This is a genomic window from Olsenella massiliensis, from assembly GCF_001457795.1.
Taxonomy (GTDB): Bacteria; Actinomycetota; Coriobacteriia; order Coriobacteriales; family Atopobiaceae; genus Olsenella_F; species Olsenella_F massiliensis.
In genome coordinates, this window is the sequence record NZ_LN898210.1 from 331,180 (window position 1) to 345,289 (window position 14,110).

The window sequence follows — 14,110 nt, forward strand, 5'->3', positions numbered from 1 at the left end:
GCCTGGAGCTCACGGGAGAGTCCTTCGAAGCCCTGAGACGTGTTTGTAGCCACAAATATCCTTTCGTCGAGAGAGACGCAGGTATGATACCCAATTGTAAGGCCTTACACACCCTGCGTCAGACGTGCCGCCAATTCGTTGACGTGCTGCTGGACCTGGTTCGCCTGACGCATCAGGTCGGCCTGATCGCCCTCCCGAGCCGCCATGACGCGCGCCTTGAGCTCCTTAAGCCGCTGACGCGAGGTCCATAGGTCCATCATGTCCACCAGGAACTCCACCTGGGAGGCGGTGGGAATGTCGGCCGTCGAGGGCATGGTCCCCTCCGAAAGGATCTGCGGCGCCTCGGCGACGACGGCCGCGGCCGCGCCGACGACCTGCGCCGGCGTGCTGTCCGGGGGCGTCGCGAGCATGGCCCAGGCCATCGCCTGGTCGCGGGCGTCCACCCACGTGAGAGAGCCGATCCTCTCCCCCTTGTCCCTGACCTGGTCGATGTCGGTCGTCATGATGGAGAGCAGCTCGCGCTCGACGGCCAGCTGGCGACGCTCGCCCTCGCTGAGCCTCAGGGGCATGCCCGCAGCCTGGCCGGAGAACGTCTGGACGGGCTCGTCATGCCGCGGGGCGGGCGTCTGGGTGGGACCGTCATGTTGACGCCCGGCGCGCCGGGCGGCGATGCGACGCTTTGCCTCGGCGACGTCAACGCCGACCAGGCCGGCAAGCTGAGTGGCAAACGCGTCCAAAAGGATGGAGTCCCCCAGCGGCGCCAGCAGGGACGAGAGGTCATCGAGCGCGGCCACCCGCTGGCCGGGGACCGTCACGTCAAAGCGGGCGAGGCGCTTCTCGAAGACGAAGGCCATCAGGGGGACGGCGGCCTCCAGCTGGGACCGAAGCGCCTCGGGGCCCTGCTCCTGAAGGAACTCGGCGGGGTCGAGCCCTCCCGGCAGCACCACGCACAACAGCTCGAGCGGCGTCTTGTCAAGAAATTGGATCGTGCGCTCCGCCGCTCGCTGGCCCGCCTCGTCGCCATCGAACATGCAGATGACGCGACGCTTGGCAAAGCGGCCGATAGCGGTCACGTGGTCCAGCGTCAGCGCCGTTCCCAGGGCCGCGACGGCGTTGGTGAAGCCGGCCTGATGCAGGGCGATGACGTCGGTGTAGCCCTCGCACACGACGGCCGCCCCCGTGCGGACCATCTCGTCCTTGGCGCGGTCGAAGGCAAAGAGATGCTTCCCCTTGCGGAAGACGGTCGTGTCCTTGGTGTTGAGGTACTTGGGCTTGGCGTCGGTCAGGACGCGGCCGCCGAAGCCAATGGGGCGACCCTGCTCGTCGCTGATGGGAAAGATCACGCGGTCAAAGAAGCGGTCCCTAAGCCCGCCGCGCCCCTCCAGGGCGAGGTCCGCGGCGAGGAGCTCCTGGTCGCTGTAGCCCTTTGAGCGCAGATGGGCGACGAGCCTGCCGCGACCCTCGGCAAAGCCCAGGCCCCAGTCCCTGCAGACGGAGGAGCCGAACCCGCGCCCGGCAAGGTAGTGCCGCGCCGCGTCGGGGCCCTCCCCGCGACCGCGCATGAGCATGAGGGCGTAGAAATCACGGGCATCCTGCACGCAGGCCAAAAGCCGGTTGCGCCGGGGCCCTCGCCGACCGGCCCCGCGCTCCTCGGTCAGCTCGACGCCCGCCCGATCGGCCAGATAGCGAATGGCGTCGGGAAAGTCCAGGCTCTCGCGCCTCATCACATAGGCAAAGACGTCGCCTCCCGCGCCGCAGCCGAAGCACTTCCAGAGGCCCGTTTCGGGGTTGACGTGGAACGAGGGGCTCTTCTCCTGGTGAAAGGGGCAGCAGCCCCAGTAGTCGCGACCGCGGCGCTTGAGCTCGACCGTCTCGCCGACGAGCGCGAGAGGGTCGGTCGCCTGACGGACGCGCTCCTTGTCCTCGTCGCTGATCATGTTGGCACCTCCACGCCCGCGGAGCCGATGTTGTCCCTCACCCAGGCGACGTTGCCCAGCACGGTCCTCTCGAGCTCGCCGAGGGAGCCAAAGCGACGCGAGGCGCGCAGCCAGCGGCAGAAGAGCACGCTCAGGGCGTCCCCGTAGAGGTCTCCCGAGAACCCCACAAGATGCGCCTCGAGAAACGCGGGGTCGGGCGAGGAGAAGGTGGGGGGCTTGCCCACGTTGACGGCAGCCGGCCAGGCCCTGCGCCCATGAACGACGACGCCGGCGTACACCCCCTCCCGAGGAAGGCAGCGCGTGGGGTCCACGACGACGTTGGCGGTGGGAAAGCCGAGGCGGGCCCCCTCGCCCCTGCCGTGCCCGACCGACCCCGAGACCAACGGGAGCCTGCCAAGGAGCCGGGAGGCGCGCTCGACGTCCCCCTCATGGATGAGCCTGCGAATGCGCGTCGATGAGACCGCGACGCCGTCCGCGGCAAGGAGCTCGTGGCCCGTGACGGTGATGCCGTGGCGCTCTCCCAGGTCGCGAAGACGATCAAGCGTGCCCGCCCCGCCCCTGCCCAGCCGAAAGTTGGTTCCCACGTGCAAGGCGCCCACCCTCATCAGCCGGGGCAGCGTCCGCGTGACGAAGTCCTCGTAGGTGGTGGAGGCCAGCTCGTCGTCAAAGTCAAGGACGATGACGGCGTCGAGGCCGGCTCCCAGCAGGGCCACGACCCGCTCTTCGCTGGAGAGCAGGCGATGGGAGCCTCCTGCGGCGCCAAAGAACTGAGCGGGCAGCGGCTCAAACGTGAGCGCCGCGGCCAGGGCGCCGTGACGGCGCGCGTCGTTCACGGTCTTCGTCACAAGGAGGCGATGGCCGCGGTGGAAGCCGTCAAATGACCCGACGCACAGCGCGACGTCACTCGTGGGTCCCAGCGCGACGCCCGGGCGCGTCCAGGACCTGCCTCGCTCAAGCTCCCGGACCTCAACGCCCGTGACGGGACCCCGAAGCAGGGAGTCTCTCACCAGCCTGGACAGCTCACCGGAAGCGAGGGGGTAGCTCGGAAGGCCGTCATGGGCGCTCATGGCCTCACCCCCGCCAGGGGCTGGGGAAAGTTGAGGTCGCACCTGAGGCGCGTGCCGTCGCGGTGCCACACCCCCACCAGGCCGCCGTCAAGGACCAGGCCCACGCGCCGCCCCTCACCCAGGCCCGCGGGGGCGTCGAGAGCCCGACCCTGCGCGGCAAGGGCGGCGACGCGGGCGTCCACGTGCCACGGGCGGGCGCCCAGCAGCTTGCAGGGGTCGAGGAGCCGGCCTTCGAGGGCGGCGGGACCGTCCTTCGCGAGGCGCTCGAGCGTGACGCAGTCGCTCAGGCTCACCCCGCCGGAGGCGGTGCGCCGAAGCTCGCACAGGTGCGCCGCCGTCTTGGCCATGCGGCCAAGGTCGCGGGCGAGAGCGCGGACGTAGGTGCCCTTGGAGACCTCGAAGCGGCAGCGCCACCTGAGAGGGTCGCCGGGCTCGATGCCCATGAGCGTCGCCTCGTACACGACGACGGGCCGCGGCTCGAGCTCGACCGCGCCGCCCGAGCGGGCGATGTCGTAGGCCCTGCGGCCCCGCACGGAGATGGCGCTGTAGGCCGGGGGAACCTGGAGCGAGCGTCCCGTGAGGCTCGCCAGCAGCGCCCGGGCGCGCGCGACGTCACGCAGCGCGCGCGGAACGTCCGCGCTGACCGTGGGCGTGCCCTGCGCGTCGTCCGTGTCGGTCTCAAAGCCAAACTCGACGCACGCCTCGTACGACTTCCGGTCGGCGGCAAGCAGCCCCAGAAGCCGCGTGGCCTGCCCCACCCCGACCACGAGCACGCCGGTGGCGGAGGGGTCGAGCGTGCCGGCATGGCCGACCCGCCGCTCGCCGAGGGCGCGGCGCACCGCCGCGACGGCGTCATGGCTCGTCATGCCCGTCGGCTTGTCAAGGCCCAGAAGGCCGTTGATGAGGCTCGCCCTGCGTCGCACTATTGGAGGCTCCCCGTCCCGTCGCGCCAGTCGGACACGTCCACGAGGTCGCGCAGCTTGGGCAGGACGGTCGCCAGGGTCTCGTCGACCGTCCCGTCAACCGTGAACCCCGCGGCGGCGACGTGCCCGCCGCCGCCCAGCGACGCCGCGACCGAGGACACGTCGTGCGTGGTCTTGGACCTGAGGTTGCCGCGCACCTGGCCTCCGGGTATCTCCTTGAGGAAGAGGGCGACCTCGCTGCCGGCGACGCTGCGGACGACGTCGATGAGCCCGTCGCATTCGTCAAGGCTCGCGCCCGTGCGCTCGAGGTCCTCCTGGGTGGCGTAGCTGTAGGCGATCTTGCCGCCCGCAAACGTCGTGATCCTTCCCATGACGGCCGACTCAAGGTGCAGGTAGCTCAGGCTGAAGCTTTGGTACACGTTGAGCGAGACCTCCGAGGGCGACGCCCCGGCGTCGACGAGCAGCGAGGCGACCTGGAAGGACTCGGGGTCGGCGTTCTGGTACTGGAAGCGGCCCGTGTCGGTGACGATGGCGCAAAAGAGGCACTGGGCCATGGCGGCGTCAAGCCTGACGCCCAAGAACAGCGCAAGCTCGGTGACGATGACGCCGCTGGCGGCGGCGGAGGGCCGGATGACGAAGGCCTCGCCCGTATGAGAGAGGCAGGGGTGATGGTCGATGATCGCGTGATGCCGGGAGCGCGCGAGCACCGCCTCGCCGTCATTGAGCCGTGCGTCAACGGACAGGTCAACGCTGACGAAGAGGTCGGGACGTCCCTGGTAGGCGCACGCGCGGACCATCTGGTCAGCCCCGGGAAGGAAGGCGTAGATGCTCGGGACGGGAGCGTCGTCGGCGAGCAGGTTCCAGACGCGCTTTTGTGGCCATGCCCGACGGATGATCATGCCCAGCGCGAGGCCGGAGCCTATGGCGTCCCCGTCGGGAGAGGTGTGGGCACAGATGGCGACTTCGTCGCTCGCCTCGATGAGACGGGCGATGTCGGCGAAGGCCTCCTCCTGCTCGCGATTGGATGTGAGTCCCATGCGGCTACCGCCCGCCTTCCTGGGTGTGGTCCCGCGCGGCGGCGGCGTCGTCGAGGGGATAGCCGTCCGCGTCCTTCTCGACCGCAAGCGTGGGCGGCACGTTCGTGAGGGCCTTCTGGATGCGCTCGGCGTCGTCGGCCGTCGTGTCGATCTGGAAGATCAGCTCCGGCGTCACGCGCCAGCCCAGCGCATGGCCCAGAAGCGAACGGATGCGGCCTCGGGCCCGGGCAAGCCCGGCCGAGACCGACTCGTAGCGATCGGGCTCGCAGCTCACGTACGCGCGCAGCACCGACTTGTCCACCGAGACCTCAACGCCCGTGATGGTCACGAGCGCGAGGTCGGGATCGGACAGCTCGAACAGCAGGATGGAGGCGAGCTTCTCGCGGGCCTGCCGATTGACGCGACGCGAATTCTGATTCTGCTTCATGTCTTACTCCGTACGTGCGACTTCTTCGACTCGATAGGCCTCGATGGTGTCGCCCACATGGAAGTCCTGGAAGTTCACGAGGCCGATGCCGCATTCGAAGCCCGCCTTGACGCTCCTGACGTCGTCCTTGAAGCGACGCAGCGAGGCAAGCCTGCCCTCGTAGACCACGATGCCGTCGCGGACGAGGCGACACAGGTCGTCGCGGGAGACCTCGCCCTCCTGGACCATGCAGCCTGCGGCGACGCCCACCTTGGGCACCTTGAACGTGTTGCGGACCTCGACCGACGCGGTCTGCACCTCCTGCTCGGTGGGCTTGAGCATGCCGATGCGCGCGGCGTCGATGTCCTCGATGGCCTTGTAGATGACGCTGTAGGTGCGAATCTCGACGCCCTGGCGCTCCGCGGCAGAGCGAGCCTTGGACTCGGGGCGCACGCCGAAGCCGATGATGATGGCGTTGGAGGCGTCGGCGAGCGTGACGTCCGTCTCGGAGATGGCGCCGACGGCGGAGTGGATCGTGTTGATGCGCACCTCGCTCTGGTCCATCTTGTCGAGGGAGTCCTGCAGCGCCTCGATGGAACCTTGGACGTCGGCCTTGATGATGAGGTTGAGCTCGCGCACGTCGGACTCCTCCATCGTGGAGAAGAGGTTCTCGAGCGTCACGTGCTTGACCTTGTTCTGCTCCTCGATGCGCGCCTTGAGGGAGCGCTCGTCCGCGAGGCTGCGGGCGTCGCGCTCGTCCTGGAACACGCGGAACTCGTCACCGGCCATGGGGACGCTCGAGAGGCCCAGGACCTCGACCGGGTCGGAGGGGCCGGCGGCGTCGACGCTCTCGCCGTGCGGGTTGACCATGGCGCGAATCTTGCCATAGCACATGCCCGCGACGATTGCGTCGCCCACGCGCAGGGTGCCGCGGTTGACGAGCAGCGTCGCCACGGAGCCGCGACCGCGGTCGAGCTTCGCCTCGAGGACGTTGCCCGAGGCGAAGGTGTCCGGGTTGGCCTTGAGCTCAAGGACGTCGGCCTCAAGCAGGACCGCCTCAAGCAGGGCGTCGATGTTGAGGTTGCGCTTGGCCGAGATGTCGATGAACATGTTCTGCCCGCCCCACTCCTCGGGCATGACGCCGTACTCCGAGAGCTCCTGACGGACGCGGGTGGGGTCGGCGCCCGGCTTGTCGATCTTGTTGACGGCAACGATGATGGGGACGTCGGCCGCCTTGGCATGGTTGATCGACTCGATGGTCTGGGGCATCACGCCGTCGTCCGCCGCCACGATGAGGATGACGATGTCCGTCACGCGCGCGCCGCGGGCGCGCATGGCCGTGAAGGTCTCGTGGCCCGGGGTGTCGATGAAGGTGATGACGCGGTCGTTGATCTTGACCTGGGAGGCGCCGATGGCCTGCGTGATGCCGCCCGCCTCGCCCTCGGCCACGCCCGTGTGCCGAATGGCGTCAAGCAGCGAGGTCTTGCCGTGGTCGACATGGCCCATGACGGTGACCACGGGCGGGCGGGACTTGAGGTCCTTGGGGTCGTCATAGAAGGTGAAGGAGTTCTCCTCCTCCTTGCTCATGACCTTGACGTCGGCGCCGAGGTCGTCCGCGACGAGCTCGATGAGCTCGTCCGACATGGACTCGGTCACCGTGAGCGGCGTGCCCAGAAGGAACAGCCGCTTGATGATGTCGTTGGCCGGCACGCCCAGAAGCTTGGCGAGGTCTGCGACCGTGGAGCCCTGGGGGACCTTGACGGTGTCGAGCTGGGAGAGGTCCTGGTCGTTCTTGATGGCCTCCTGGATGCGCTCCACCTCGGCCGCCTCCGCCTGCTGCTGACGGCGACGCTCCTTGCGCTTCTTGCGCCGTCCGGTGGACTGGCGGGCCTCCTCGATGGCCTCTCGAGCCTCCTCAAAGACGTGGCTCGTGCGCGTGTACTTCTCGGCCTCGCGCGCCATGCGGCTGTAGCGGTCCTCGCCCTGGGCGCGCTTGGAACCCTTGCGGCCCCTGCCGCGGCCGCGGCCGTCGCCCTCGTCAGGGCGGGCCTGGCTTGCGCCCTCGCCAGAATGCGGGGCAAAGCGGGAGCCGCGACGCTCGCCGGGCGTGGCGTCCTTGCGGGCGGAGCGGGCGTCCTCGCGCTTGCGCGCCCTGTCCTCCTCGCGCTGCTTGAGGACCTTCTCCTGCTCGGCGATCTGGTCAAGGAGACTCGTGAAGCTCGTCGTCGTCCGGGGAGCGGTGTCCTTGACGCGATTGCGCTCCTCCTCTTCCTTGCGCTTGCGCTCCTTTTCGGCGCGGCGCTCCTCCTCCTCGCGACGGGCCTCCTCGGCCGCGAGGCGACGGGCCTCCTCCTCGGCGCGCTCTTTCTCGCGACGCCTCTCCACCTCGATGCGCTTGCGCTCCGCCTCCTCGGCGGCAGCCTTCTCGGCCGCCGCCCTGGCCTCCTCCTCGGCGCGCCTCTCTGCCTCGATCTTGGCGGCGTTGGCCTCGAGGATGGGCTTCATCTTCTTGCGGATGATGGAGATGTAGGCCTCCTCGAGCGACGACGAGGCCGACTTGGCCGGAATCTTCATGTCGGAGAGATACCCGAGCATCTCCTTGCTCGTGACGCCAAACTCCTTGGCCAGGTCGTGAACTCTCATTTTGGGCATTGAATCACCTTCCGTACTCTTCGCGAGCGGGACTGTCGTTGTCAGGTCGCCCGCTAGCGCAGGGCGTCGGCCTCGGCGGACTGTTCGTCCTCGATGCCGTGGTGGCTCTCATGGATGCCGCAGTAGTTGGAGCCGGGTCGCGCCAGGTTGCGGCACTTGATGCCGGTGGGGCCGACGTAGTGGCAACGACGCTCCTCAGCGCCGATGAGGTCAAGGTCGGCCCCGAGGCCGCCGAGGATGTCGTCGGCGAGCGTCTCGTTCTTGATGTCGATGTGCATGCCCGTGAGTCGGGCGGCCAGGCGGGCGTTCTGCCCCTTCTTGCCGATGGCGAGCGTCAGCTGGTCATCGGGGACGATGACGGTGGCGTGCTTCGTCTCGGGGTCCACCACGACCCTGCTCACCCGTGCGGGAGAAAGCGCGTTGGCGACGCACCTGGCGGGGTCATCGTCCCAGAGGACCACGTCAACCCGCTCGCCCTTGAGCTCGCTCACCACGGTGCGGACGCGGCTGCCCTTGGGGCCGACGCAGGCCCCCACGGGGTCGAGGCGCGGATCCACGGACGAGACGGCCACCTTGGAGCGGACGCCGGCGTCGCGCGCGACGGAGCGGACCTCGACCACGTGGTCGTAGACCTCGGGGACCTCCAGCTCGAAGAGGCGCGTGATGAGATTGGGATGTGTGCGCGAGAGGACGATGGTGGGGCGCTGGCGCTCGCCCTTGATGGGCGCCTGCTTGGAGTCGGGGTCGCGCACGTCGATGATGATGGCGCGAATCTGCTCGTTGTGGCTGTAGCGCTCGCCGGCAGGTCGCTCGTTGCGCTCGTCGGGATGGCGGGTGAGGTCAAAGTAGGGCAGCTCCGCCTCGACGCCCTCGCGAATCTTGACGAAGGTGAACTCAGGTGTGGTCTGCAGCACGGTACCCGTGATCAGCTCGCCGATGCGGTCCTTGAACTCGTCAAAGATCTGCCGGCGGCTGGAGTTGCGAACCATCTCGTTGATGACGCCCTTGGCATGCTGCGCCGCGAAGCGGCTGGCGTCGGAGGGCGTCACGTTGCGCTCCGTGAAGCGTGTGTACTCGCCGTAATGCTCGTCCTCCTCGTCCAGGATCATGGAGTCGTCGTCTGGGACGAGCTCGTACACGTAGACGCTGCCGGACTCCCGGTCGATGGTCACCTTCGCGCCAAACGGGAGGCGCAGGACCTTGCCGTAGCTCTCGGCCAGGGACTCCTCCAGGTTGTGGATGAGCTCGCCCTGGTCGATGTGCTTCTCCTCGCAGAGCGCCATCAGGGCGTTCATCATGTCGGATGCTGCCATGTGTTGCTTTCCTTTCCTCGGCGGCGGGCCTAGAACGTTGGCTTCAGCTTTGCGGACTTGACGTCCTCAAGGTCAAGCGAGAAGGTCTCCCTGTCGCACTCGACGACGACCTTCCCGCCGGCCAGCCCCTTGAGGCGTCCGGTATAGCGGCTCCTTCCCTCGGCCGCCGTGGTCTTGATGACGACCTGCTCTCCCGCGAAGCGCTCGAAGTCGCGGGGCCTCGAGAGGGGCCGGTCGAGGCCGGGGGATGACACCTCGAGCGTGAACGGGCCCTCGATGGGGTCCGCCGCGTCGAGCGCGTCCGAGATCCAGCGGGTCTGCTGGGCCACCTCGTCCAGCGTGATGGCGGGCGACCCCTCGTCGGAGTGGTCAATGCGCACGCGCACGCAGGGCGCCTTGCGCGAGGCGGTCACCTCGAGGTCGACGAGGTCGACGCCATGATCGGCGGCCAGCGGCTCGAGCAGTTCCAGCAGCCGCATCTCCAACTCGGACGAAGCCATGCAGTCCCCTTCCCGGCACAACGTACCTGCATACTAAAAGGAAGCGGGGCAAAGGTTCTGCCCCACTTCCTCGAACGATCACGATTAAGCTCCACATACTATACGTCAGCCGGACGACAAAGGCAAGCCGGGCGCGGCGCACACAGCTCCTGCACGTCCGCTGCGATTGGCGTCAGGGCGTCACACCGCGACGACGTTCACGAGCCTGCCCGGGACGACGATGACCTTCTTCACGTCCTTGCCCTCGATCTGGGCGGCCACGGCCTCGCGCGCCAGGAGCTCGAGCTCTCCCTTCGAGATGTCCGCAGGCACGGTGATGCGCGCGCGGTTCTTGCCCTTGACCTGGACGACGATCTCGACGCTGTCGCTCTTTGCCGCCTGTTCGTCAAACGCGGGCCACGGCTCGTCGTAGACGGAGCCCTCCCTGCCCAGCGCCGCGTGAAACAGCTCCTCGGCCCAGTGCGGGCAGATGGGGGCGAGCATGCACACGATGTCATGGGCGACGCGGCGGCACACGGCGGCGTCGCGACCCGACGCATCGACCGCGAGGAGGTACTTGCTCGCGGCGTTCACGAGCTCCATGCAGGCCGAGATGGCGGTGTTGAACTGCCCGCGGTCAAAGTCGGCCGTGCAGCGCAGGCCGAGCGCGTGCAGGGTCCGGTAGAGCTCAGCCGCTCCCTCGTCGAGGGAGGAGGGGTCCACCTCGCCCGCAGCGCCTGCGGCGCTCAGCTCCCACACGACGCGCCAGGCGCGCTTGATGAAGCGGTTGGCGCCGGCGACGGCCTCCACGTCCCAGTCGAAGTCCTTCTCGGGAGGGGCGATGAAGAGGATGGCCAGGCGCATCGTGTCGGCGCCGTAGGGCTCGATGACGCTCGCCGGAGGCACGACGTTGCCCTTGGACTTGCTCATGACGTCGCCATGCTCGTCCTTGACCATGCCCTGGCAGAGCAGGTTGGTGAACGGCTCGTCAAAGCCGACCATGCCCTGGTCGCGCAGGACTTTGGTCCAGAAGCGCGAGTAGAGCAGATGCAGGATGGCGTGCTCGATGCCGCCGATGTAGTTGTCCACGGGCATCCAGCGGTCTGCGGCCTCGCGCGAGAAGGGCGCCGCGTCGTTGTGCGGGTCGCAGTAGCGCAGGTAGTACCAGCTCGAGCAGGTGAAGGTGTCCATCGTGTCCGTGACGCGCCGGGCGGGCCTGCCGCAGCGCGGGCAGGTGGTCTCATAGAACGGCGCGTACTGGGCGAGGGTCTCCCCCGCTCCCAGGTCGAGGCCGTCAGGGAGCAGGACGGGCAGGTCCTCGAGCGGCACGGGGACGTCGCCGCAGTCGTCGCAGTGAATCATGGGGATGGGGTTGCCCCAGTAGCGCTGGCGGCTGATGAGCCAGTCGCGCAGGCGGAACTGGACCTTCGCGCGTCCGCAGCCATGCTCGCCCATCCACGCGACGATGGCGTCGACCGCCTCGGAGTGCTTGCCGCCCTTAAGTCCCGTGAACTCCCCCGACTGCACGAGGAACCCCTCGGCGCTCATGGCGCGCTCCCAGCTCACGGAGCGCACGCGCAGCTCGCGCTCGTCCTTGAGCTCGTCATAGAGGGGGTCGTCCTTCTCGCAGATGATCGGGGCGATCTCCAGGCCGTACTTGCGGGCGAAGTCAAAGTCGCGCTGGTCGCCGCAGGGGACGCCCATGACGGCGCCCGTCCCGTAGTCCATGAGCACGTAGTCCGCGACCCAGACGGGCACGGGGCGCCCGTTGACGGGGTTGATGACGAAGCGGCCGGTGGGGACGCCGTGCTTCTCGCGGTCGGACCCCTGGCGCTCCACGGAGCTGACCTTCTCGGTTGCCTCCCTGAGCTTGCGGTAGGCCGGCTCGTACGCGGTGCCGGCCACGAGCTCGGCGGCGAGGTCGCTCTCGGGCGGCAGGACCATGAACGACACCCCGAAGATCGTGTCGGCGCGCGTGGTGAACACCGACACGACGCGGTCCGTGGGCGTCACGCCGTCCGACGCGGCCAGCCTGAAGTCGATCTCGGCGCCCTCGGAGCGCCCGATCCAGTTGCGCTGCTGCGCCTTGACGTTCTCGGGCCAGCCGTCCAGCTGGTCGAGGTCGTCCAGCAGCTCCTGGGCGTAGTCGGTGATCTTGAGGTACCACTGCGAGAGCTTGCGCTTCTCGGGGACGGAGCCGCACCTCCAGCACCTGCCGTCAACGACCTGCTCGTTGGCAAGCACGGTCTGGCAGGTGGGGCACCAGTTGACCGGGGAGGTGTCGCGGTAGGCCAGGCCCCGCTCCCACATCTTGATGAACATCCACTGGCCCCAGCGATAGTACTCGGGGTCGCAGGTGTTGAACATGCGGTCGTAGTCATACGAGAAGCCCATGCGCCGCATGGTCTTGACGGCCTGGGCGATGTTCTCACGCGTCCAGGCGCCCGCCTGAGTGCGGTGCTTGATGGCGGCGTTCTCGGCCGGCAGGCCGAAGGCGTCGAAGCCCATGGGGTGCAGCACGTCATAGCCCCTCATGCGGGCCTGGCGTGCCATGGCGTCGCCGATGGTGTAGTTGCGGGCGTGGCCCATGTGCAGGTCGCCCGAGGGGTACGGGAACATCTCCAGGACGTACTTCTTGGGCTTGGAGGGGTCCTCGTCGGTCGCGTAGCGGCCCTCCCGGTCCCAGACCTCCTGCCACTTGGCCTCGATGGCCTGGGCGTCGTAGGTCGGACAGCCCGTGCTTTCGCTTACGCTCTCACTCATAGGGAAGACCTTTCCTGCACGCGGACATACGCTGGTTGATTCTAGCAGGTATGCGCCGCGGGAGCGCCTGTGCGCGACGAGGCGAAAAGACGGGCGGCCGCAGGCTCAGCGAGGGGGCGGCGCCCCGCGCGTGAGACGAGCGGGCTGAGAGCCCGTCCGTGGCGGGCAGGGGGACCATATGTAAGCGGATCGTCAGGCATCGGTACGGGTTTGGGCAAATGCGCTCATTTGGCCCGAGTTTACCGACGCTGCGCGCGCGGCGCGCCTCCCCACCGCTACACTGATGTCACAAAAGCACGCGAGGTGCCCGTCGGCACCCGTCATCGGGAGGAACACATGTCAGACGCCTTTGAAGACATCAAGCTTGACGTCCCGGAGCCCGAGCTCGAGTTTGGCTCGCCGGCCGCGACGCCCTCCGAGCCCTCAGGCGCGTCGCCGGCACGCGACGAGGCCCTCGTCTCGTCCCTCACGCCCGAGGAGCGCGCCAAGGTCAGCGAGTTCGCCCGCAAGATCGACGTCACCGACACGGCGGGCGTCCTCGCCTATGGGGTGGGGTCCCAGCGCAAGGTCTCGGAGTTCTCGGAGCGCGCGCTCGCAGGCGTTCGCGGACATGACCTGGGCGAGGTCGGCGACGACATCAACGCGCTCGTCGTGACGCTCAAGAACTTCGACCCCAACCAAAAGGACACGGGCCTCTTGGGGCTCTTCCACAAGGCCAAGAACAACCTCGAGGCGCTCAAGGCCCGCTACAGCGAGGTCGAGAAGAACGTCGACGGCATCTCGGGCATCCTCGAGACCCACCAGAGGACGCTCCTCAAGGACATCGCCCTCCTCGACCAGCTCTACGACCTCAACGAGGCCTATTTCAAGGAGCTGACGATGTACGTGGCAGCCGGCAAGGAGAAGCTCGCCACCGTGCGCAGCGAGGACCTCGCGGCGCTTCAGGCCAAGGCCGCCCAAAGCGGTCTCGCCGAGGACGCCCAGGCCGCCCGCGACCTCTCCCAGAAGTGCGACCGCTTCGAGAAGCGCATCTATGACCTCGAGCTCACGCGGCAGGTGGCGCTCCAGACGGCCCCCCAGATCCGTCTCGTCCAAAGCTCCGACGCCGTCATGGCCGAGAAGATCCAATCCACCGTGGTGAACACCATTCCCCTGTGGAAGAACCAGATGGTCATCGCCCTGGGCGTTGAGCACGCGAACCAGGCAGCCCGCGCCCAGCGCGCCGTGGCCGACATGACGAACGAGCTCCTCAGGAAGAACGCCGACCAGCTCAAGATCGCCTCCGCCGAGGCCGCCCGGGAGGCGGAGCGCGGCGTCGTTGACATCGAGACGCTGCAGCACACCAACGAGCAGCTCATCTCCACCCTCGACGAGGTGTCGCGCATCCAGACGGAGGGTCGCGAGAAGCGGCGCCTTGCCGAGGCTGAGCTCGCCAAGATAGAAGGCGAGCTCAAGACGAAGCTCCTCGAGGCGTCACGACACTAGCCTCGCCGCCGCCAAGACGGTCACAAGCGACGGGGCGGGCAGCAGGCC

At 68.2% G+C, this 14,110-nt stretch carries 10 protein-coding genes; 1 reads left to right on the top strand and 9 read right to left on the bottom strand.

Annotated elements, in window-relative coordinates; translation table 11 throughout:
* Nucleotides 1-104: 104 nt before the first annotated feature.
* The 9 genes from dnaG to leuS form a co-directional block, all read right to left on the bottom strand.
* Nucleotides 105-1,937 (bottom strand): DNA primase, encoded by a 1,833-nt coding sequence (gene dnaG, locus BN3001_RS03740; protein ID WP_058270448.1) that lies wholly within the window; start codon nt 1,935-1,937, stop codon nt 105-107.
* Nucleotides 1,934-3,004 carry a riboflavin biosynthesis protein RibF gene (ribF, locus tag BN3001_RS03745; protein ID WP_058270449.1) on the bottom strand — a complete coding sequence of 357 codons (1,071 nt, stop codon included), beginning with the start codon at nt 3,002-3,004 and terminating at the stop codon, nt 1,934-1,936. The genes dnaG and ribF overlap by 4 nt, the downstream gene beginning before the upstream one ends.
* A complete protein-coding gene (gene truB, locus BN3001_RS03750) occupies nt 3,001-3,927 on the bottom strand; it encodes a tRNA pseudouridine(55) synthase TruB (RefSeq protein ID WP_058270450.1) in 927 nt (308 codons plus the stop codon). Before truB ends, ribF begins: the two co-directional genes overlap by 4 nt.
* On the bottom strand, nt 3,927-4,964 hold the full coding sequence (locus BN3001_RS03755; RefSeq protein WP_058270451.1) for a DHH family phosphoesterase: 1,038 nt from the start codon (nt 4,962-4,964) through the stop codon (nt 3,927-3,929). The genes truB and BN3001_RS03755 overlap by 1 nt, the downstream gene beginning before the upstream one ends.
* 4 nt (nt 4,965-4,968) lie before the next feature.
* Complete coding sequence (gene rbfA, locus BN3001_RS03760; protein ID WP_058270452.1) at nt 4,969-5,391, bottom strand: 30S ribosome-binding factor RbfA; 423 nt, start codon at nt 5,389-5,391, stop codon at nt 4,969-4,971.
* Nucleotides 5,392-5,394: 3 nt separating this feature from the next.
* On the bottom strand, nt 5,395-8,022 hold the full coding sequence (infB, locus tag BN3001_RS03765) for a translation initiation factor IF-2 (protein ID WP_058270453.1): 2,628 nt from the start codon (nt 8,020-8,022) through the stop codon (nt 5,395-5,397).
* Between the two features lie 53 nt (nt 8,023-8,075).
* Entirely contained in the window at nt 8,076-9,335 is a 1,260-nt protein-coding gene (gene nusA, locus BN3001_RS03770; RefSeq protein WP_058270454.1) for a transcription termination factor NusA, read from the bottom strand.
* 29 nt (nt 9,336-9,364) lie between these two features.
* Nucleotides 9,365-9,835 carry a ribosome maturation factor RimP gene (locus tag BN3001_RS03775; protein WP_058270455.1) on the bottom strand — a complete coding sequence of 157 codons (471 nt, stop codon included), beginning with the start codon at nt 9,833-9,835 and terminating at the stop codon, nt 9,365-9,367.
* Between the two features lie 180 nt (nt 9,836-10,015).
* Complete coding sequence (leuS, locus tag BN3001_RS03780; protein WP_058270456.1) at nt 10,016-12,577, bottom strand: leucine--tRNA ligase; 2,562 nt, start codon at nt 12,575-12,577, stop codon at nt 10,016-10,018.
* A 336-nt stretch (nt 12,578-12,913) separates the two neighbouring features.
* On the opposite strand from leuS, the gene BN3001_RS03785 reads away from it, so the two are divergent.
* Nucleotides 12,914-14,062 (top strand): toxic anion resistance protein, encoded by a 1,149-nt coding sequence (locus BN3001_RS03785; protein WP_058270457.1) that lies wholly within the window; start codon nt 12,914-12,916, stop codon nt 14,060-14,062.
* Nucleotides 14,063-14,110: the final 48 nt, after the last annotated feature.